The organism is Providencia sp. wls1943 (assembly GCF_009706275.1).
Lineage (GTDB): Bacteria > Pseudomonadota > Gammaproteobacteria > Enterobacterales > Enterobacteriaceae > Providencia > Providencia zhijiangensis.
Window position 1 is genome coordinate 319,152 of the sequence record NZ_WLTU01000017.1, and the last position, 19,871, is coordinate 339,022.

The following is a 19,871-nucleotide window of genomic DNA, read 5'->3' on the forward strand; positions in this document are numbered from 1 at the left end:
ATCAAATAAATGCGCTTCGCTTTTATTTCAAAGATGGCGCCCCATATTCAATACTCGAGCCACATTGAATGCTGTATTTTCTAAGTTTTCTGCACCCTGCTTAAGTGCCTCACTAAGCGAAGACAATCTTGGAAGAATACTAAATACCGCTGTTACACCTTCTTGGTGCAGCCCTTCCACCCCATCCCCTAACACACCACTTAATGCAATAACCGGAACCTGATGTTTTGCCGCGAGTCTCGCAATACCAAAAGGCGCTTTTCCGCCAGCAGTCTGCCCATCCATGCTACCTTCACCGATGATCACCAAATCGGCATCTTGTAAGTGTTGCTCAAACGCTAAAGCGTCCATCACAATCTCAATACCGGATTTAAGCTCACCGCCGAGTAGCGCAGCTGCTGCAACAGCAATCCCCCCCGCCGCGCCGCCACCAGCAAGATAACGATAGTCAGTCCCCGTTAACTGCTGAAGAAGCGCCGCAAACTGATTTAACCCGTTGTCTAACTCTGCCACCATTTCTGGCGTTGCTCCTTTTTGTGGGCCAAAAACTGCCGCAGAGCCGTGTTCCCCAACCAAGGGATTACTCACATCGCAAGCAATGTCGATTTTGCACTGAGATAAACGCGGATCAAGCTGCTGAATGTCGATATGCGCTATCTGCGAAAGGATATTCCCCTTGCTCTTCAGTAATTGATGATTTTCATCATAAAATCGAACACCCAGCGCCTGTAACATGCCGACACCACCATCCACTGTGGCGCTGCCGCCAATCCCTAGAATAATCCGCTCAACCCCTAGAGCAAGCGCATTGGCTATCAGCTCTCCCGTACCATAACTGTTCGTCAACATCGGGTTTCGCTTGGCTATAGGCACTAACATCAACCCACTGGCTTGCGCCATTTCAATCACCGCTGTCTTACTTTCAGCTAATAGTCCATAATAAGCCATGACAGGGAGTCCCAAAGGACCTGCCACGGTAACTGGTATTTTTTCGCCGTGCTGTGCCGCAATCAGCGCATCCACCGTTCCTTCTCCGCCATCAGCCACTGGCAGCGAAATATATTCCGCGTCAGGAAACACGCGTTGAAAGCCTTTTATCACTGATTGAGTTGCAAGCTCGGCGCTCATGCTCTCTTTAAAAGAATCAGGTGCAATGATAATTTTCATTAATCAGCATTCCTTATTTGCACGATGTCATATTTATTCTTATTTCTATAAACTATTTAAAATAATGCCGATAATCAATAAACAAATCTGTATATTTATGACGAAGTAAATATAAATCTTTCTCTCGAAACATATTTATGAATAATATATATATAAGTGTAACAGCCCATTACCTAATTCATACTTCATTATTATTTTTTGCATTATTTTTATAGAAAATAAGTCAGTAATTATCGCCATAATAAACCAATCAAAACCCCATAATCCAGATTATTGAGCTAATTAAATTAAAATAATCAAACATAAGACCCATAATCCTTCAGGATCTTACTCACTAACTGAGTGATCGAAATAGCTATTAACTATCGAAAATAGCCTATCAATCCGTCATAAATATTGGTAATTAGTTTAACTTAGCGGTTAAATACGCCTAAATTGATATAGTCAATTTTCGACTACTCTCGCCAATTAAAGATAATAATATTTAATTATCTTTGAATACTATTATCTCAATAAAACTCGCATGGAGGGATCATGCTAGCTAATCAACAATTCGATAACCATGAAGTATCCACTTACATTGGTTCATTTCTTAAACGACGACGTAAAGTTGTTGGGCTCACGGGCGCTGAACTCGCTTCTCGTTTAAGCATCAGCCAACAACAGATTTCTCGATATGAGCGAGGTGTCAATGCGATTACTATTCAAAATCTTTTGGGAATTTTGCATGCTTTAGAATTAAAAAAGCACGATATTGATGAGTTCCTACAAAATATTTTCAATTTTTATCATATCGATATTGATATGGAGAATAAGTTGTTTAACTAGGAATTTGTTTCTACTAAACAACTCGTTAGGTATAGAGAGGGTAACGCCTCTCTGCCTCTTCACTCTCTGACTTCCCCGTAATTCCCCTCAACCTTCCTCATACTTGTGACAAAATCAACGCCTATAAATCAACTTTGAACATTGCTATGATGGAAAAATTAGCAAATCTTGTGATGGAGATAACGATGAGTATCCAGCGCGACATTATTTTGAGCCATGCGTTAAACCAGTTAGAGAAACAGGGGTTATCCGCCTCGACAGAAAGCTTGCTCACTGAAATTGAGTCCGATTTTACGACCTTACGCCAATTTTGGCCTGATGATGAAGCACTCGTTTATGATTCTCTACGCTATCACGGGCAGCAAATTGAAGTGTGGCAGCGCCAAACCTTATTAGATGAGCGACTCAGCCCACAACTAAAACTCATGGCTCGTTATCAACAACTGGCAGAGAAAGTTCGTGAAGGACGTTTCCCTGGCTGCCTGTTTATTTCTGCCTGCAACTATTACCCAAACCCAGAACACCCTATCCACCAATTAAGCCGACTGCAAAAATCCAACTCATTCAGCTTTACTAAGCAGCTGCTCGATGAGCTAGATATTGAAGATGCAGAACTCGTCGCCAATCAGATGGAGTTGGTCTTAGAAGGCTGTTTAAATCGCTTGTTGGTTAATCGTGATATCCGTGATGTGGAAATTGCTCAACAGCTTTCTGAAGATATTTTGACTATCGCTCTGTGCCGTAAAAAAGGCGCATTAAGTTAAAATTCGTACACTCGCGCGTTAAACAGGCGTTTTTTGTCGAAAAAGAAAACACTCAGTACGAAAATGGTTTTTTTTATTAAAAATGCATTGACGAGAACAGCCTAATACGGTTTAATGCGCCCCGTTGCCCGGATAGCTCAGTCGGTAGAGCAGGGGATTGAAAATCCCCGTGTCCTTGGTTCGATTCCGAGTCCGGGCACCACTATTTAAAGAACCCGCCCTAGTGGCGGGTTTTTGCTTTTCTGGCAAATCACGTTGATAAATCGTTCCGTCCTTGCTGCATTTTCACAATATCCATAAAAACAAAATCATACTAAAGGCTCTTTTGTAGCGCTTGACGATAAGGTAATGCCGTCATTGCCCCTTTCGCAGTCGTGGCTAACGCACCACAAATTTGTGCTTGCCCAATAATCACACCCAGCGTGTCTTCATCACGCGGCAGACCATACACCGCCAGCCCTGCCAGTAAACCTGCGACAAAAGCATCTCCCGCACCTGTCGTATCAACCACCACTACGGGTCTAGCAGAATAATGCAGGATATCTCCCTGCCAACACACCATCACCCCATTTTTACCTAAAGTGACCAACAGTAAATCAAAAGAGTATTGCGCTGAAAGATGTGTAATACCTTGCTGAATATCGGTTTTACCACTTAGAAAAAACAGTTCCTCTTCGGATAACTTCACCACAGATGCAAATGTCAGCGCTTTATCTAAGCACTCACGTAACAGGGTTTCATCCTGCCATAGGTCAGTTCGAATATTCGGATCAAAACTCACTCGCCCCCCTACACGGCGAATCATTTCCATGGCATGAAATGTTGTGCTACGACTCGGCTCAGCACTAAGAGCAATAGAGCAAGCATGTAACCACTCATTTTTCTGGAATACGGGTAAATCGTCAATTTCTAAGAAAAGATCTGCCGCAGGACGTACCATAAACGTAAAAGTCCGCTCCCCCTCGTCATCAAGTTCAACCACCACGGTCGATGTGCGATGTTGTGGATCTAACTTCATATAAGCGATATCCACATTCTCTTGCGCGAGTGTACGGCGCATAAAGCGACCGAATGGATCGTTCCCCACTCGACCAATAAACCCACTTTGACCATCAAGGCGAGCGATACCAACAGCGACATTGGCAGGCGCTCCTCCCGGAAGCTGTAATAAGCAACCATCTCTTTCAGGGATCAGATCAATGACAGCATCACCAAGGACCCACACTTTATCGGTCATAAATTACTCCACAGATAATAGTTAAAAATTAAATTGAATCCCTTGGTAGCCAAGGCGATGAAATATAAACAGTATCTCGGTGTGTCTCCCCATTAATGATATGCAACGCACTGCGCTTGCCTATCTCATAATGGGGAAGCTGTACCGTTGAAAGCGGAGGGATAAATAATTCACCGATCCCAACCATATTGTCATAGCCAACCACCGCCACGTCTTTTGGGATCTTTAATCCACTTTCTAGCAAGATCTGATAAACAATAAAGGCGATCCGATCGTTTCCACAGATGACTGAATCAAAGTTCGCTTTACGATGGTGGATCTGCTGACGCACGATTTCAGGAATATCCGAATAATTGTCCGTCGTCAAAAAATGATGAATGAGCGTGTCGGCATGAATCCCATGCTCCTCACAAGCACGTTTGACCCCAAGAGATCGACGGATAGTCGCTGGATGATTGGCAGGTAAATATAGACACAATGGTCGACGATAACCTGCATTTAATAGTGCATTAACCGCGTTATATTGCCCATCTTCATCATCAGGTACATAGCTCGCAGTTTGTACATTTAAGCTTTCACAGTTAGCAAGTACCAATGGCACTTTCATCATGTGCTTGGTAATTTCAACCTGTCGAAGTCCCATTGCCGTGTAAATAATGCCATCTGGGCGATGAGAAAAAAGTAGACTTGCAATGGCTTCAGGATCATCACCTTCTAGCATGTTCACCACATAGCTATTCCAACCGTGTGAACGCGCCGTTTCTTCAATAGACAGCGTGATATCGACAGAAAAAGGAGACGTTGCCGTATCTAGCGCCAATACCCCAATCGTTCGAGGCTTTTGTCCTGAACGTGTACCGCGGATCATGCGTGCAGAGAGGTCAGGGGTATAACCCGTTTCGCTAATTGCTTTTTGAATACGCGCCAGTGTCTCTTTTTTCAGTTTCTCAGGATTATTAATCGCTCTTGAAACCGTCATCATTGAAACACCCGCCAGCTTTGCGACATCTTTTAAGAGTACCATTTTGCCCTCTGCGCTCTAAATTCGACATGTGTCTTAAGCGATGAAATGACTTATCCAACGTCTTTTCATCGGAGTATATCAACCAAAAAATAGCCACATGATTGTGATAATAAAAAACCTGTGACACCCCTCACATACCACCAATGTTAATGTTAACATTGGTGATTAACATCATATTTATTCACAATGCCTTCTTTTCTAATGCTGATGTTAACATTAACAATATAGGTATTCTGACAGTAGGAGAATAGCTATGGGCAAAAAAACACGCGCTAACATGCATGCCTATCTCACATTAAGTGGTTTGTTATTTACTTTCTTTTGGACATGGTCATCCGTGTTTTCCTTGGTATCTCTGTGGCTCAGTCAAAAAATTGGCCTAAAAGGCACCGATACGGGTATTATTTTTTCTGTTATCAGCCTAACCGCATTTTGTGCTCAGCCTCTTTACGGGTTTATCCAAGACAGACTTGGCTTACGCAAAAATCTATTATGGTTTCTGGGTGGATTGCTATTAATCAGCGGACCTTGGTTTATTTTTGTCTGTACCCCGTTATTAAAATGGAACATTTTTGCGGGAGCTTCCGCATTGGGCATTTATGTTGGCGCAACTTTCTTTGCCGGCATTGGCGCCCTTGAATCCTACACTGAACGTGTTAGCCGCATTGCGAGTTTTGAATATGGTCGTGCCCGTATGTGGGGTTCACTGGGCTGGGCAGGCGCCACCTTTTTTGCTGGGTTATTATTTAATATCGACCCCAATTTAAACTTTGCTATGGGTTCTGCCAGCGCACTGCTGTTCATCATCCTGTTATGGCATTTACGCAATGTTCGCCCTCATACCATGAATGAGCTTGAGTTCGGTAAAACTCAATCGCTAACTGTCTCTGATGCGCTGGGACTTTTACGTATGCGCTCATTTTGGTCTTTAGTAATATTTGTCTGTGGTGTGAGTGTTTATAACGTCTACGACCAACAATTTCCGGTCTATTTTGCCTCGTTGTTTGCTAACCAAAACGAAGGTAATGAGATGTTTGGCTACTTAAACTCGCTTCAGGTCTTTTTAGAGGCAGGCGGGATGTTTTTAGCGCCTTTCCTTGTAAATCGTATCGGTGCTAAACGGGGTCTATTGTTAAGTGGTTTGATCATGGCGCTACGTATTTTGGGTTCAGGACTTGCCGATGACGCCATCACTATCTCATTAATGAAGCTACTGCATGCCGTTGAACTTCCTATTCTCTTAATTTCATTATTTAAATACATTACGTCTGTATTTGATAAACGCTTATCCGCAACCATCTATTTAGTCGGCTTCCAGTTTACGGCGTCACTGTGTGCTTCATTCTTATCCCCGTTAGCAGGGTACGGCTATGACACATTAGGCTTCGCCGATACTTATATGATCCTCGCCGCCATCGTCATTTCCATGACGATAATCTCTAGCGTGCTTCTGCAATCAGAAAACACATCAACCGTCAGCAACCCCATGACAACGTCGAAAAAAACGGTGGAACTATGAAACAGAAACTTCAGCAAGCACAATTTGCCCTTAAGCAACTTAAAGCTCAACGTGGAAACACCTATTACCCTGACTTCCATCTTGCGCCCCCCGCTGGCTGGATGAACGATCCCAATGGCTTGATCTACTTTGATGGGTTATATCACGCATTTTATCAACATCACCCAATGAGTGCTGATTGGGGGCCGATGCATTGGGGTCACGCCACCAGCCATGACATGATCCATTGGCAACATCAGCCTATCGCGCTAGCGCCGGGTGATGAATATGATCGTGATGGTTGTTTTTCGGGTTGTGCTGTAAATGATAATGGAATCCTTTCACTCATTTATACAGGGCATGTGTGGCTAAAAGAAGCCGGTGACGATAGCGCTATCCGTGAAGTTCAATGCTTAGCAACCAGTACTGACGGTATTCACTTTGAAAAACAAGGTATTGTACTAACGCCTCCTGATGGCATTATGCATTTTCGTGACCCTAAAATTTGGCAAGAAAATGGCACTTGGTGGATGGTACTAGGTGCACGAGACGCAGCAAATTGTGGGCAAACACTGCTCTATAAAGGTAACTCGCTCCGCGAATGGCAACTTGATCGAATCCTCGCCCATGCTGACATTGATGGTGGCTATATGTGGGAATGCCCAGATTTCTTCTCGTGTGGCGACCACCACTATTTGATGTTTTCACCACAAGGCATCCAACAAAATACAGGTTATCAGTATCGTAATCGCTTCCAATCCGGCGTAATTCAAGGTCACTGGCAACAAGGAAGCGCCTTTATACAAAGCCAAAAATTGACTGAACTGGATAATGGACACGATTTCTACGCACCACAATCCTTCACTACAGCGGATGGGCGCCGTGTCATTATGGCTTGGATGGATATGTGGGAATCAGTGATGCCATCAAAACAAGAAGGCTGGGCGGGCTGCTTAACCTTACCACGCGAGTTATTTGAACGAGATGGGCATTTATGCCAACGCCCAGTGATTGAAGCCAACTCACTGCGCCAACAGAGCCAACCCATTAAGCCGCACTCGATCAGTAATACGGAAGTGTTACTCGACCATTCCAGCGCCATCGAGTTAGAACTCGTTTGGGATATACGCCAAAGCCATGCAGAACGATATGGCATAGCGCTAGGTAATAAAGTTGGCGATGGATTAGAGCTGTATATTGATAGCCAATCTCAACGCTTAGTGCTCTGGCGGCACTACCCAGAATATGAGTTGGACGGTTATCGCAGCATTCCATTACCTACGAGCGATAAACTTTCATTGCGTATTTTTATTGACCGCTCCTCCGTTGAAGTCTTTGTCAATGATGGTGACGCCACAATGTCTAGCCGTATATATCCCCAGCCTAATGCGCGCAAGCTAATGTTATTTGCTTCTCATGGCAGCGCGGTTATTTCTGAAGGAACGCTTTGGCAACTCAAATAATGATTGAGCAGGAATTGGGATAAACAAAAACGCCTCGTGATGTGCTTTATCACAAGGCGTTTTTAATCTTTTAGACTCTGGTTGAGGTCCGTCTCATTTTTATATTCTTAGCTTAAATAGATAAGTATTATCATCGACCTTATAAGTCATTCACATCAAAAAAACTCTCGGAAAACCTGCATAAAATACGGCTTTAACGTATAATCAACTCTATTGAGCTTTGGCTCACTTCACACAGTGTCGATATCATCATAAATAACACGCGAACCCAGACTAAAATGGGCTTTTGAGACTCTATTGATCAGGTGAGATATGCTAGATTTTCTAAAGAATTATGACAACTTAACCGTCAGTGAAAAAAAAGTATTAAAATATCTTACCGATAATATTGCCGATATTCCCTACTTAAATATTAATGAATTAGTCGCCAAAACGTTTGTATCTAAGACTGTCATTATTAATTTGTCCCAGAAATTAGGTTTTAGTGGGTTTAAAGAACTCAAATTCCAAATTAATAACCATATACTTTCGCAGAATAAAGCTGAGAAAAAAAATCCAGCGTCATATAAAAAGCAGCTCGAAAATAATATTCATAAAACGTTCACGCTGATTAATGAAGACCAAATTCGGGACTGTGCGAAAATATTGCACGGTTCACGAAATATTTTCCTAGTGGCACGAGGAACCAGTAAAGCCGTCGGCTATTATCTCGAGCATTTACTCTTCTCCCTCGGATTACATTGCTTTTTTATCAATGATTACAACCTTTCTGACTCCTTTACTCGTCTGGTTAACCAAAATGATACCGTCATTTTTATTTCTCTTTCAGGCGGTACGAAAAAGATCATCGAAACCGCCAAAATCGTTCAACTGAAAGAAGCCAACATCATCAGTATGACCGCCTTTCATACCAATGAACTCACCGCATATGCGAATAACACGCTTTTCTGCTTTGCCGACAGTTATGACACCAAACGCGATGATTCAAAATCGAGAACCGGATTTTTTATTCTGGTAGATTTACTTATTAATGAATTAGAAAATCTACTGTAAATACGTTCCTCTATTCTCTTTTATTTAGCTTAAAGTTAGTTAATTACGCCTCACTCAATTATTTTTGATATTTTTAAAATAATTATTTATTTAAAAAATCCCTAATACATTGATAAGAAAATCATTATCAATATGATTTTTAAAGATTTACCTTATTTAAATGACCTATGTCTTAAAGCGTGACCTGAGATAATATTTAAAACCGTAACATCATTTCATTTAAAAAACCCAGTGCTAGTATTCCAGTTAATTTCAATAATTCTTCGTCATTAGGAAAAAATATGGCTAAAAGAAAGTTTGGTGAGTCAATCCAACGCTTTGGTAGGACACTGCTCCTGCCAATCGGGGTTCTGGCTCCAATTGGTATGATACTGGGGATCAGTGGTGCATTAGTTCAAACCTATATGATTGCTCGATTCCCTTTCCTCGGCAATGAAACCGTTAACGCATTACTTGTCAGCATCCGTTCTATTGCGGGCGTTATCTTCGACAACATCCCATTACTGTTCGCCATGGGGGTTGCCTACGGCATGAGCCAGCGCGATAAGGGGATCGCGGTCTTCGCCTCCGTTGTGGGTTACCTTTCGTTGATCATCACCATGAATATTTGGTTGGTACTCACGGGTAAATTGGCGGATCCAGCGATTATGGGTCAAGTGGGACAGATTAAAGTTTTAGGTATTCAAACCTTAAACATCAGTGCCGCTGGGGGGATTATTACAGGGTTAATTGGTGCATGGGCCACCGATAAATTCTATAACCTCGAGCTGCCGACCGCCTTCGCCTTCTTCTCGGGTAAAAAGTCAGTCGCGATTATCATGGTCGGCTTAATGATCATGGTCGGCGGAACATTACCGTTTATCTGGGAAGTGTTAGTGCAAGGCTTGATGAAGCTTTCCGCCATATTCTTAAGCCCTGTCGGTCCATTCTTTACCGCTGGTGGTGAGCGTCTGTTTATTCCATTCGGGTTACACCACGTTTGGAACGTTCTGTTTAGATTTACCGAAGCGGGTGGTACCTATGTTATTGATGGACAAACCTTTGTCGGTGTCGTTCCAGCCTTAACGGAAGTGTTATTTAAGCAAGGTCCAAGTAGTGAATACTGGGCAATGATGCCAAGCCTGACGCGCTTTATGGCGCAGCAACAAATGCTGGTGACGCTGTTCCTGTTCCCTGCGATTGCATTAGCTATCTATAAAACATCGAAGAAAGAGAACCGTGCTGAAGTTAAATCGATGTTGGTGACCATGGTATTGACCGCGATGCTCGGTAACGTGACCGAACCACTCGAATTTACCTTCGTATTTATCGCACCGCTGCTGTACTTAATCTATGCCATTATCGTCGGTATTGGTGCAGTGTTACTGTCATTCGCTGGGGTTGCTATCGGGTATATCCGTGGAACCGTGTTTGACTTCACTATCTTTGGATTGCTGTACGAGCACACTAACTGGATATTCTTAGTCCTGATTGGTGGTGGTCTAGCGGTTGTAACTTACTTCATCTTCTACTGGGCGATTATCAAATTTGATATCAAAACCCCGGGTCGTGAAGAGTCGAGCAACCTGAAAAATACCTTAATTAAAGAAAAACGTTATGGCGAAATCGCTGAGATCCTTGTTGAAGCCTTAGGCGGTAAAGAGAATATTCGTAACGTAGATAACTGTATTACCCGTATGCGTATTGATGTCGCAGAAGTGAATAAAATTGATAAAGATTTAATGTTGGAATCAGGATGTACCGCATTCTTCTTTCCATCGGCAAACCACGTCCACGTAGTGTATGGACCAAAAGTTGAATTTGTTCGCAACGCTGTTGATGAGTTCATGAAGAAATAAAAGGATATATGATGAGAGCCTTATATGATTCTAAGAGTAAAACCATCGATGACCGCGGTATAAAAGCCCTGTTATCGGATGAAGCCAAATACAATACTTGGCTGATGTTTGAATCCATGTTAGCTCAAGCGCAGGCTGAAGCGGGGTTCATTCCCCAATCAGCGGCCGATGAAATTAAAGAAAAAGCGGTTATTGAAAACATTGATTTTGAAGAGATGAGCCGCATTTACCAAAAAATTGGGCACGGCTTCGTTCCCTTCTTAAAAGTGTTGGTGAATGCCTGTTCTGAAGAGAGTGGTAAATACATCCATTACGGAATTACCACTCAAAATATTCAGCAAAGCTCGCAGCTGTACATGATGAAAACAGTCCATAATAAATTTATGCTGCTGTTAAGTGAGATCATCGAGAACTTATCAGGTCTTGCTGAAAAAACGAAACACATGGTGATGCCGGGCAGAACCCATGGGCGCCACGCTATCCCAATTACTTACGGGTACAAAGTGTCCGTGTGGATCAGCGATTTCATCGACTGCTACCAGCGTATGAAAGAGTGTGAAAAGCGCGTATTTACCATCATGATGGGTGGTGCTGTGGGCGCGTTTAACTCTATGCCGGGGATTGGTTTAGAAGTGCAAAAACGCGTTGCTGAACTGACGGGTATGCATGCGATGGAAGTGCCATCACGTAACCTAAGCACCCATAAATTAGAGTACATGGCAAACTTAGCGCTGATGGCGAATATCTGCCATAAAATCGGGGAAGAAGTATACAGCACGACGCTGGAAGAAATAGCGGAAGTGTCTGAAGGATTCACCAAAGGCACTGTGGGCAGCAGCACCATGCCACACAAAATCAACCCGAAACTGGCGAAAGGGATTATTGCTAACTCCCAAAAACTGTATTCGTTACCGAGTGTTGGGATGTATTCTGCCGTCAGACCGTATGAAGGTGATAGCAGCTCTTATATGTTATTCGATGGGCTTATCGAAGAAGCGCTGGAACTGACCACTGAAATTTTATTAAGAACCGAAGAGCTTTCGAGAACTCTGGTACCTCACGAAGAGAGAATGCTGCATAACGTTCTGAGAAATAAAGGGTTAGATAATACCGAATACGTAATGATGAAAATGGCTGAGAAGCTAGGTAAAGATAAAGCGCACTCATTACTGTATGAAGAAGCTATCAAAACCGCAGCGGATGGCGAGGATTTCTACACTAACCTCACCAAGAACGAAACCATTACGGCGGCATTTAGCAATGATGAAATCAAAGCCATGCTAGACCCACGTTCGTATATTGGTCTATCCGTGGAAATCGCAGAAAAAGAAGCGAAACGTGGTTTAGCGGCAGCCCAAGAAATTAAACAGCTTTATCAGTAATTATTCGCTTAATAATTTAACGTAAAGTCGTTCTTTGAAGCCGTCATTTGAAAACAATGGCGGCTTTTTTTGGTTATAAAAATATGAATATTGCTAAATAATAGAAAGATAGTTCATTACTTTAAATTAGTCATTAATAATTAAAAAATAATTAGCAAGAATGACTGTTAATAAATAATATGAATTTGTTACCACATCTGATTTATTCTCAATAAATTTATCTAAATTTTAATTCTTGTATTCAAAAGCAAAAATTAATTTAATTCCCCACATAGAACTATCATTTAATTTGTTCTTTTCACGTTCTATTAATCTGCACTTCATGTGATTGACTAGTCAATAAATCTACTTTTTCGATAAATAAAAATATTTTGAGATGTCGTTCAAGTATTTATTTTTATAAAACACAGATTATCTCTGCGATTCTGTTTTTGATTCTTAATGATGTTTTTTGATTGATAACAAAGGTATCAGAATGAACAAAGCACACAAATTCGCTGTATCTTCACGCAATAAAAATAAAGCTGTAATCAATAAAAAAATTTTCCAACTCTCGATTATTACCTCTGCTCTATTATTTTCTAGTTATACACTGGCTTACTCTGAAACTGGGCAACTCGGTGATAAAAATAGTTGGGAAAGCCAAGAATATAAAAATGATTGGGGCTTAGCCGCCATGAATGCTTCTAGTGCATACGCGCTGGGATATCATGGACAAGGCGCTAAAATCGGAGTCATGGACTCCGGTGCTTTATTATCTCACCAAGAACTGAGTGGTTCCCGCTTCCACGCCGTTAAAGCCAAAGGTGAGTACGGCTCTACGGGGATGCGTTATCCTCAAGAATTAGGCGGTCACTATGAAAAAGGCCAAGCTTTCGATGTGACTGGAGATTGGATCAAAGGCGTGAATGATACTCACGGCACCCACGTGACAGGCACCGTCGGCGCTAACCGTGATGGCGAAGGAATGCATGGGGTCGCATGGGGCTCTGATGTCTACGTTGGCAACACTGGAGCTACCGACAGCAATAACTACGGCCCTTATCAAGATTACCAATATTTCTATACAGGCTGGAAAGCCATGGTGGATGCAGGTGCCCAAGTGATCAATAACAGCTGGGGAACCAACCCAAGAATTATTGATGCAGGGAAAACAGTCGGCCCTGATGGCGGTAACACCACCGTACATTTACCGGTCGATACCACTCAACAAACTGAGTACGAATATTTCTACTTCAAAAAAATCTACGGGGATAATCCATCCTTTGTGGATGCCGCCTATGATGCCGTGAAAGGCACCAATGTTGTTCAAGTCTTCACCACAGGCAACCGTGATTTCAAAAACCCGTACTACCGCCCTCTTTACCCTTATTTCAATCCACAAGCTGAGAAACATTGGATTGCGGTTGCTGGATTAAAACAAACGGCAGACAAAACAGGCTATGAAATTGAAGGTATGTTCAACGAAGCGGGTAATGCCAAATGGTGGACCGTCGTTGCGCCTAGCCGCTATATCTATTCCAGCGTTGTGGATGAAAACGGTAATCCGGGTTGGGATACCTTTAGCGGTACTTCAATGGCAGCGCCGCACGTCACTGGTGCGATGGGCGTATTAATGTCCCGCTATCAATCCATGAATGCCCTGCAAGTTCGTGATGTGATGTTCACAACTGCCAACCGTTACAACCCAGATGGCAGCCTCTATAAAGGTTGGACATCCGCTGATGGTGTACCTGATGAGCGCTATGGTTGGGGTACACCGGATCTCGAAAAAGGTATGTATGGTCCCGGTCAATTCTTAGGTAAATTCGAATATCAACTGGATGCAGTACCTCTCGATGTCTGGACAAACGACATCAACCAAGCCGCGTTAGATCAGCGTGAAACCGAAGATTTAGCATGGTTAGCCGATTATAAAGCCCACGGTATCGATGCCGGTGGCGATTATAATCTTGGTACCGATTTCGTGGTAAACGATGGCAACCCAGACCCGACGTCTCACATTGTCGATAAAGAAGATGCTAAAAAATGGCGTCAGGAATATTACCAAAAACGTGCTGAGGCCATCCAAGCCAAAATCGATGCAGGTCTGTATGATGGCTCTTTAGTCAAAGCGGGTGAAGGCACATTGGTGATGACAGGGGATAACACCTACCGTGGTGGTACAACCGTCGAACAAGGCTCTCTGTACGGTTTTACTGAATCCTTCGGTACTGCAGACGTGAACGTTAACGGCGGCTCGTTGAGTGTTCTTAATCGCTATAATGACCAATTTACGCAGAAAGGTCAGTTAGTCTCCAATGAAAGCCATAAAGCCAATATCAACATCAACGACAAAGGAACCTATTTAGTCACCGCAGGTCATGATGTGAATGTCGGCAATATGACCTTAAATCAAGGCGCTAAACTGGACGTTGCTGCTGATAATATTGGGCAACTGAAAGACGTTTATCTTAATGATAATTCAATCCAAGGTACGGTTAACGCAGATAATTTAGCCGACAACCGCGCTAAAACCAAAATGCTCGCAGCAAATACCAATAATGCTGCCGCAGATGATTATGCGCTATTCCAAAAAGACGTTTCCGTAAAAGACAACACCATTACAGGCTCTCTGAGCAAAAAAGCGGATACCTCATTTGCTTCATTTGCCAATAATGAGAATAGTCGTTCAATTGCCAATGCATTAGAAAGTAATGCTAAAGGTCAGCTGTTTGATGCAACACTACCGATGAGCGAACGTGACCTTCGTAATACTTATCAATCACTCGGTAGTGATATGTACCTTAATGCGAACAATGCCAGCGTGGTGAACGTATTAGGTCTAACTCGTACCGTGAAAGATCAGGCTATCGGCGTGGGTCATGGTCGTTATGCCAATATTGAAAACAGCAATGCGCGTATTTGGATGACGGGTGTTGGTCAATGGGGCAACCTTGACTATGGTTACAGCAATATGGACACCGATTTCTACGCAGCGTTAGTCGGTGCAGAAATTGATGTGGCCACTCACACCAAAGCGGGTCTGTTCTTCGGGGCTGGTTCATCTAAATATAAAGCCCATGAGTACGGTAAAATTGACAGCAATGACCTACATGTTGGTGCCTACGGGGTGTCGAATATCAAGGATGTTGCTGCCATTAACTACGGTGTCACTCATACAAACCAAGACAGAGATGCAAAACGCACGCTGTGGGTAGGCCAAGAGTCCGGTTATAACTCCACCAGCTATGATGCGAAAATTACTCAGTTCTTCGTAGAAGGTGCCTATACCCAACTGAATAATGATCGTTATTCTGTTGAGCCTTATGCTGGATTTAACTGGCTGCATGTGACTAGCGACAATTTGCATGAGCAAGTGGGTAATATGCAATTCACCACCAAAACTGACAACCAAGATATCCAAGTCGGTACTGTTGGTTTACGTGGCGGCTATCCATTCAGCGCGGGTAATGTAAATCTCACACTGAAAGGTGACGTGTCTGCGAGCCATTTATTTGGTGATACTCGCCCTGAAGCGATGTTGTTCCTGTCTGACACTGGCGAAGCCAAAATTCGTGGTGGCAAGTTAGATAACTTATTTGGCGTGGGCTTAGGGGTTGATGCTCAGCTGAATAAATCCACGACTTTCGGTGTTTCTTACCAAGGTCAATATAACAGTGACGTGAGCTCCAGCGGTGTGAACGCGACATTAAAAATTAACTTCTAATTCAGTTAATTAAAAAAGGGCGGAGTCAATTTTATGTTGATTCCGCCCTTCACCGTTTTTTATCAATACAGTTTTTCGATAAATACAGCGTATGTTAATTAACGCATAGCTTGAACTTCAGAATGGGATAAACCTGTAATTTGACTAATGATATCAATATCTAAGCCTAGTTTTAAACTGGTCAAAACTTGGGTATAAGTGCGTTGGTTAGTCCTAATTTCCGATAATGACTTGACTAACTAACTCGTTGCTTTTAATAAAATTATTTCCTTATTTTAGCCATAAAAAACACCTCAATCAGCGTATTGCTAATTAAGGTGTCATTCAAAATAAACGCATTTTTTAATTTACTCTGCGGGAAAATTTGGGCCGATTAAATCAATACGATCAGTACAAATTGCATTAACGCCCCACGCTAATAATAATTTGGCGCGTTCAGGGTCATTCACCGTATACACCAGAATATATAAGCCCGCTTGCTTCAATAGCTCGACCCGAGCTTTATCCAATAAGAGATGGTCTAAATGGATAGAGACACAGCCTAAACGCGTTGTCAGCTCACGCCAATCCTCTCGCCACTCTTCCAATAATAAACCACGTGGCAATTCAGGTGCTGCGGCTTGAGCTGCTTCAAGGGACTCAATGGAAAATGAAGAGAGTAACGGTGCAGTTTGTCCTTCCCATAATTGTCGAGCCGCTAATGCCACCACGGTTCCTGTCTCAATCTCCAAGCCAGTGGTTGGCTTAATTTCAATATTCGCCATCATGCGATGTTGTCGACAACGCTCAGCCACTTGCGATAGTAGCGGCAAATGCTCGTTGGCAAACTCTTGGCTATACCAACTTCCCGCATCAATTTTAACCAGTTGGCTCCAGTCAAAATCCCCTGCAATTCCATACCCATTACTCGTGCGCTCAAGGGTATCATCATGCAGAAGGAAAATTTGACCATCGCGAGATAACTTGGCATCAAACTCAATCATGGTGTGACCATATTTCGCCCCGACATCAATCGCCGCAAGGGTGTTTTCGGGGGCTAATTTACCGCCGCCACGATGGGCGACAATTTTAGGATAGGGCCAAAAATTCATAAACGATGTCCGTATTGAGTATCAAAAAAATGCTGATGAGCAACAGGGAGATGAAGCCATAGCGTAGAGCCAATCGCAGGGCGATGCTCATGCCCTAAGCGTACAATGACTTTCTGCCCAGCCCACTGACCATGCACGAGATTATCAGCACCTAACATTTCAAGGGTCTCTACTACCAGCGGGATCCCCCCTGACGATTCAGAGCCTAACTGTAAATGTTCCGGTCGGATACCTAACGTTAGCGCATGCCCTACCCACTGTAAATACGTTTGACCTAGCGGTAGTTGCATTCCCCCCTCAAGCTCAAAATGAGAGCCATCCGTACTCAGTTTTCCTTCCAGCAAATTCATGGCGGGGGAGCCAATAAAACTCGCCACAAAACGGCTAGCAGGACGCTCGTACACTTCAACTGGGGAACCGATTTGCTCTGCTACACCTTTATTCATCACCATCACTCGCTGCGCCAAAGTCATCGCTTCCACCTGGTCGTGTGTCACATACAAGCTGGTGGTTTTTAAGCGACGATGGAGCTGTTGCAATTCAAGGCGCATCTGTACCCGCAACTTTGCATCAAGGTTAGAAAGCGGTTCATCAAATAAGAATACGGCTGGGTCACGCACGATGGCACGCCCCATTGCCACACGTTGGCGCTGGCCGCCAGAAAGCTCTCTCGGTTGGCGATTTAATAAGCCATCAAGCTCTAAAATCCGTGCAGCATCCGCCACTTTTTGTCGAATAATCTCTTTTCCTAGCCCACGAATTTTTAGTCCCCATGCCATATTTTCTTCAACACTCATATGGGGATACAGAGCGTAATTTTGGAATACCATCGCAATGCCACGCTCTTTGGGCTCGAGATGTGTGACCCGCTTTCGGTCAATCCAAATGTCACCACTCGTGACTTGCTCGAGTCCTGCCACCATCCGTAGTAACGTAGATTTACCACACCCAGAAGGCCCCACCATCACGATAAATTCGCCATCCACCACATCCACTGTCAGCGGCTTAATGACTTGGTTTTTTCCGTCCCAGCTTTTGGTGACGGCTTGAAGTTTTAATTCTGCCATGGTTATTTCTCACTATCGACCAAGCCACGCACAAACGCCCTCTGCATAGCTAATACCACAAGAACCGGAGGAATAAGCGTGAGCAACATTGCCGCCATAACTTGATTCCATTGCGTCGTACCCTCACCCGATGCGATCATGCCTTTGATCCCCGCAACTGCGGTTCCTAAGCTGGGATCTGCAACGATCAAGATCGGCCACAAGTATTGGTTCCAACCATAAATAAAGGTGATCACAAACAGCGCCGCTAAGTTTGTTTTGGACAACGGCAGCACAATGTCGACGAAAAACCGCATAGGCGAAGCTCCATCAATACGTGCAGCCTCAATCAATTCATCCGGTAACGTCATAAAAAATTGGCGAAATAAAAAGGTCGCCGTGGCGGATGCCATCAATGGCAAGGTTAGCCCTGCGTAACTATCCACCATGTTTAAGTTAGAAATTACCTCGACCGTGGGAAAAATTCGCACTTCGACAGGTAACATTAACGTGATGAAAATCATCCAAAAAAATAAACTACGACACGGAAAACGGAACCAAACGATGGCAAAAGCCGATAACATCGAAATCGTCATTTTTCCAATCGCTATCACCAGCGCCATAATGGTGCTGTTCACCAACATCAACCAAAATGGGGCGCTATTCACTGCCACGCCGTTATTCCAAATATGCAGGATGTTTTCCCATAAATGAGAGCCAGGTATTAGGGTAATGGGGGTATCGAAGACCGCTTTATCGTCGAGTGTCGCGGCAACAAAAGCCACATACAGCGGAAATAAAATCACTAAAATCCCAATTACCAGCATTGAATGACTGAATACGCTCAGCCCACGATTTTTCTCAATCATTGGTAACGTACCTTACGCTCGATAAAACGGAATTGAATCACCGTTAGGATGATCACCAAACCCATTAAAATCACGGATTGTGCTGCGGATGAAGAGAGATCGAGCCCTGAAAAACCTTCACGGTAAATCTTATAAATCAGTGTCGTCGTCGCTTGTACTGGCCCCCCGCCCGTTGCCGCATCAATCACAGGGAAAGTATCAAAGAAGGCATACACCAAATTCACCACCAGCAAAAAGAAACTCACTGGAGTAATTAATGGTAAGGATATTTTAAAGAAACGACGGATAGGCCCAGCGCCATCAATAGCGGCTGCTTCCATCAAAGAGCGAGGAATAGACTGTAAGGCAGCGAAGAAAAACAAAAAGTTATAACTGATTTGTTTCCAAACTGAGGCTAAAACCACTAAAAACATTGCCTGACCGCTATTTTGGGCATGGTTCCAGTCATAGCCAATGGATTCCAAACCATAGGTTATCAATCCTCTGCCGGGACTAAACAAAAACATCCATAAAACTGCCGCAACAGCAGGGGCAACAGCATAAGGCAGCAGCATTAATGTTTGGTAAAAACGGCTTCCTCTTACCACATAATCAACCAAAGCCGCGAAAAATAGCGAGACCACAAGCCCACTTCCCGCCACCCAAGCACTAAAAATCATTGTGGTATAGAAGGAGTCTACATAGTAGCTATCGCTAAAGAGTTGAGTGAAGTTTTCTAACCCCACAAATTCACTGGATAACCCAAAAGGATCAATACTTTGTAATGAATACCACAGCGCTTGCCCAGCAGGTAAAATAAAGAAAATCACCGTAATGATTAGCTGTGGTAATACTAGCGCGTAAGGTAACCAGCGGGAGCGAAAGACGGGACGAGATGATGACATAAGCAACCCAATAAATCA

Annotated in this window: 15 protein-coding genes and 1 tRNA gene; 9 read left to right on the forward strand and 7 right to left on the reverse strand. The window is 43.4% G+C overall.

Annotated features, from left to right (window positions below):
* Positions 1-27 precede the first annotated feature (27 nt).
* Positions 28-1,167 carry a glycerate kinase family protein gene (locus GKR48_RS08985; RefSeq protein ID WP_154627817.1) on the reverse strand — a complete coding sequence of 380 codons (1,140 nt, stop codon included), beginning with the start codon at positions 1,165-1,167 and terminating at the stop codon, positions 28-30.
* Positions 1,168-1,701: 534 nt separating this feature from the next.
* On the opposite strand from GKR48_RS08985, the gene GKR48_RS08990 reads away from it, so the two are divergent.
* The 3 genes from GKR48_RS08990 (at position 1,702) to GKR48_RS09000 (ending at position 2,961) form a co-directional block, all read left to right on the forward strand.
* Positions 1,702-1,995 (forward strand): helix-turn-helix domain-containing protein, encoded by a 294-nt coding sequence (locus GKR48_RS08990; RefSeq protein ID WP_154603522.1) that lies wholly within the window; start codon positions 1,702-1,704, stop codon positions 1,993-1,995.
* A 191-nt stretch (positions 1,996-2,186) separates the two neighbouring features.
* Positions 2,187-2,759 (forward strand): division control transcriptional repressor DicD, encoded by a 573-nt coding sequence (gene dicD, locus GKR48_RS08995; RefSeq protein WP_442959365.1) that lies wholly within the window; start codon positions 2,187-2,189, stop codon positions 2,757-2,759.
* Between the two features lie 126 nt (positions 2,760-2,885).
* Positions 2,886-2,961, forward strand: a tRNA-Phe gene (locus GKR48_RS09000).
* Positions 2,962-3,072: 111 nt separating this feature from the next.
* Here the strand turns inward: GKR48_RS09000 and GKR48_RS09005 are convergent.
* Both GKR48_RS09005 and GKR48_RS09010 read right to left on the reverse strand, forming a co-directional pair.
* Positions 3,073-3,996, reverse strand: a complete 924-nt coding sequence (locus GKR48_RS09005) for an aminoimidazole riboside kinase (protein ID WP_154627821.1) — start codon at positions 3,994-3,996, stop codon at positions 3,073-3,075.
* A 28-nt stretch (positions 3,997-4,024) separates the two neighbouring features.
* Positions 4,025-5,020, reverse strand: a complete 996-nt coding sequence (locus tag GKR48_RS09010) for a LacI family DNA-binding transcriptional regulator (RefSeq protein ID WP_154627824.1) — start codon at positions 5,018-5,020, stop codon at positions 4,025-4,027.
* 253 nt (positions 5,021-5,273) lie between these two features.
* Here GKR48_RS09010 and GKR48_RS09015 point away from each other — a divergent pair, with 253 nt between their 5' ends.
* From GKR48_RS09015 to pta, 6 genes are all read left to right on the forward strand, one after another.
* Entirely contained in the window at positions 5,274-6,539 is a 1,266-nt protein-coding gene (locus tag GKR48_RS09015) for an MFS transporter (protein ID WP_154627825.1), read from the forward strand.
* On the forward strand, positions 6,536-7,981 hold the full coding sequence (locus tag GKR48_RS09020) for a glycoside hydrolase family 32 protein (protein ID WP_154627826.1): 1,446 nt from the start codon (positions 6,536-6,538) through the stop codon (positions 7,979-7,981). The genes GKR48_RS09015 and GKR48_RS09020 overlap by 4 nt, the downstream gene beginning before the upstream one ends.
* 312 nt (positions 7,982-8,293) lie before the next feature.
* On the forward strand, positions 8,294-9,034 hold the full coding sequence (locus GKR48_RS09025; protein ID WP_006658526.1) for a MurR/RpiR family transcriptional regulator: 741 nt from the start codon (positions 8,294-8,296) through the stop codon (positions 9,032-9,034).
* Positions 9,035-9,315: 281 nt separating this feature from the next.
* A complete protein-coding gene (locus tag GKR48_RS09030) occupies positions 9,316-10,872 on the forward strand; it encodes a PTS transporter subunit EIIC (protein ID WP_154627828.1) in 1,557 nt (518 codons plus the stop codon).
* 11 nt (positions 10,873-10,883) lie between these two features.
* Positions 10,884-12,254, forward strand: coding sequence for a class-II fumarase/aspartase family protein (locus GKR48_RS09035; protein ID WP_154627830.1), 1,371 nt, complete (start codon positions 10,884-10,886; stop codon positions 12,252-12,254).
* 475 nt (positions 12,255-12,729) lie between these two features.
* Positions 12,730-15,963, forward strand: coding sequence for an autotransporter Pta (gene pta, locus GKR48_RS09040; RefSeq protein WP_154627831.1), 3,234 nt, complete (start codon positions 12,730-12,732; stop codon positions 15,961-15,963).
* 347 nt (positions 15,964-16,310) lie between these two features.
* Here the strand turns inward: pta and ugpQ are convergent, their stop codons facing one another.
* Genes ugpQ through ugpA form a run of 4 tightly spaced genes read right to left on the reverse strand, consistent with a single transcriptional unit; the run spans position 16,311 to position 19,853 of the window.
* Positions 16,311-17,054 carry a glycerophosphodiester phosphodiesterase gene (ugpQ, locus tag GKR48_RS09045; protein ID WP_154627833.1) on the reverse strand — a complete coding sequence of 248 codons (744 nt, stop codon included), beginning with the start codon at positions 17,052-17,054 and terminating at the stop codon, positions 16,311-16,313.
* The gene (locus tag GKR48_RS09050) at positions 17,051-18,121 is read right to left on the reverse strand and encodes a sn-glycerol-3-phosphate import ATP-binding protein UgpC (protein WP_154627835.1); all 1,071 of its coding nucleotides are present in this window, start codon (positions 18,119-18,121) and stop codon (positions 17,051-17,053) included. The genes ugpQ and GKR48_RS09050 overlap by 4 nt, the downstream gene beginning before the upstream one ends.
* A 2-nt stretch (positions 18,122-18,123) precedes the next feature.
* The gene (gene ugpE / locus GKR48_RS09055; RefSeq protein ID WP_154627837.1) at positions 18,124-18,969 is read right to left on the reverse strand and encodes a sn-glycerol-3-phosphate ABC transporter permease UgpE; all 846 of its coding nucleotides are present in this window, start codon (positions 18,967-18,969) and stop codon (positions 18,124-18,126) included.
* A complete protein-coding gene (gene ugpA / locus GKR48_RS09060) occupies positions 18,966-19,853 on the reverse strand; it encodes a sn-glycerol-3-phosphate ABC transporter permease UgpA (protein ID WP_154627839.1) in 888 nt (295 codons plus the stop codon). The genes ugpE and ugpA overlap by 4 nt, the downstream gene beginning before the upstream one ends.
* Positions 19,854-19,871: the final 18 nt, after the last annotated feature.

What these genes read in the sequence shown, in the direction of transcription:
- GKR48_RS08985 (WP_154627817.1), bottom strand. Translation starts at nt 1,167, where the DNA reads ATGAAAATTATCATTGCACCTGATTCTTTTAAAGAGAGCATGAGCGCC.
- GKR48_RS08990 (WP_154603522.1), top strand. Translation starts at nt 1,702, where the DNA reads ATGCTAGCTAATCAACAATTCGATAACCATGAAGTATCCACTTACATT.
- GKR48_RS09005 (WP_154627821.1), bottom strand. Translation starts at nt 3,996, where the DNA reads ATGACCGATAAAGTGTGGGTCCTTGGTGATGCTGTCATTGATCTGATC.
- GKR48_RS09010 (WP_154627824.1), bottom strand. Translation starts at nt 5,020, where the DNA reads ATGGTACTCTTAAAAGATGTCGCAAAGCTGGCGGGTGTTTCAATGATG.
- GKR48_RS09015 (WP_154627825.1), top strand. Translation starts at nt 5,274, where the DNA reads ATGGGCAAAAAAACACGCGCTAACATGCATGCCTATCTCACATTAAGT.
- GKR48_RS09020 (WP_154627826.1), top strand. Translation starts at nt 6,536, where the DNA reads ATGAAACAGAAACTTCAGCAAGCACAATTTGCCCTTAAGCAACTTAAA.
- GKR48_RS09025 (WP_006658526.1), top strand. Translation starts at nt 8,294, where the DNA reads ATGCTAGATTTTCTAAAGAATTATGACAACTTAACCGTCAGTGAAAAA.
- GKR48_RS09030 (WP_154627828.1), top strand. Translation starts at nt 9,316, where the DNA reads ATGGCTAAAAGAAAGTTTGGTGAGTCAATCCAACGCTTTGGTAGGACA.
- GKR48_RS09035 (WP_154627830.1), top strand. Translation starts at nt 10,884, where the DNA reads ATGAGAGCCTTATATGATTCTAAGAGTAAAACCATCGATGACCGCGGT.
- pta (WP_154627831.1), top strand. Translation starts at nt 12,730, where the DNA reads ATGAACAAAGCACACAAATTCGCTGTATCTTCACGCAATAAAAATAAA.
- ugpQ (WP_154627833.1), bottom strand. Translation starts at nt 17,054, where the DNA reads ATGAATTTTTGGCCCTATCCTAAAATTGTCGCCCATCGTGGCGGCGGT.
- GKR48_RS09050 (WP_154627835.1), bottom strand. Translation starts at nt 18,121, where the DNA reads ATGGCAGAATTAAAACTTCAAGCCGTCACCAAAAGCTGGGACGGAAAA.
- ugpE (WP_154627837.1), bottom strand. Translation starts at nt 18,969, where the DNA reads ATGATTGAGAAAAATCGTGGGCTGAGCGTATTCAGTCATTCAATGCTG.
- ugpA (WP_154627839.1), bottom strand. Translation starts at nt 19,853, where the DNA reads ATGTCATCATCTCGTCCCGTCTTTCGCTCCCGCTGGTTACCTTACGCG.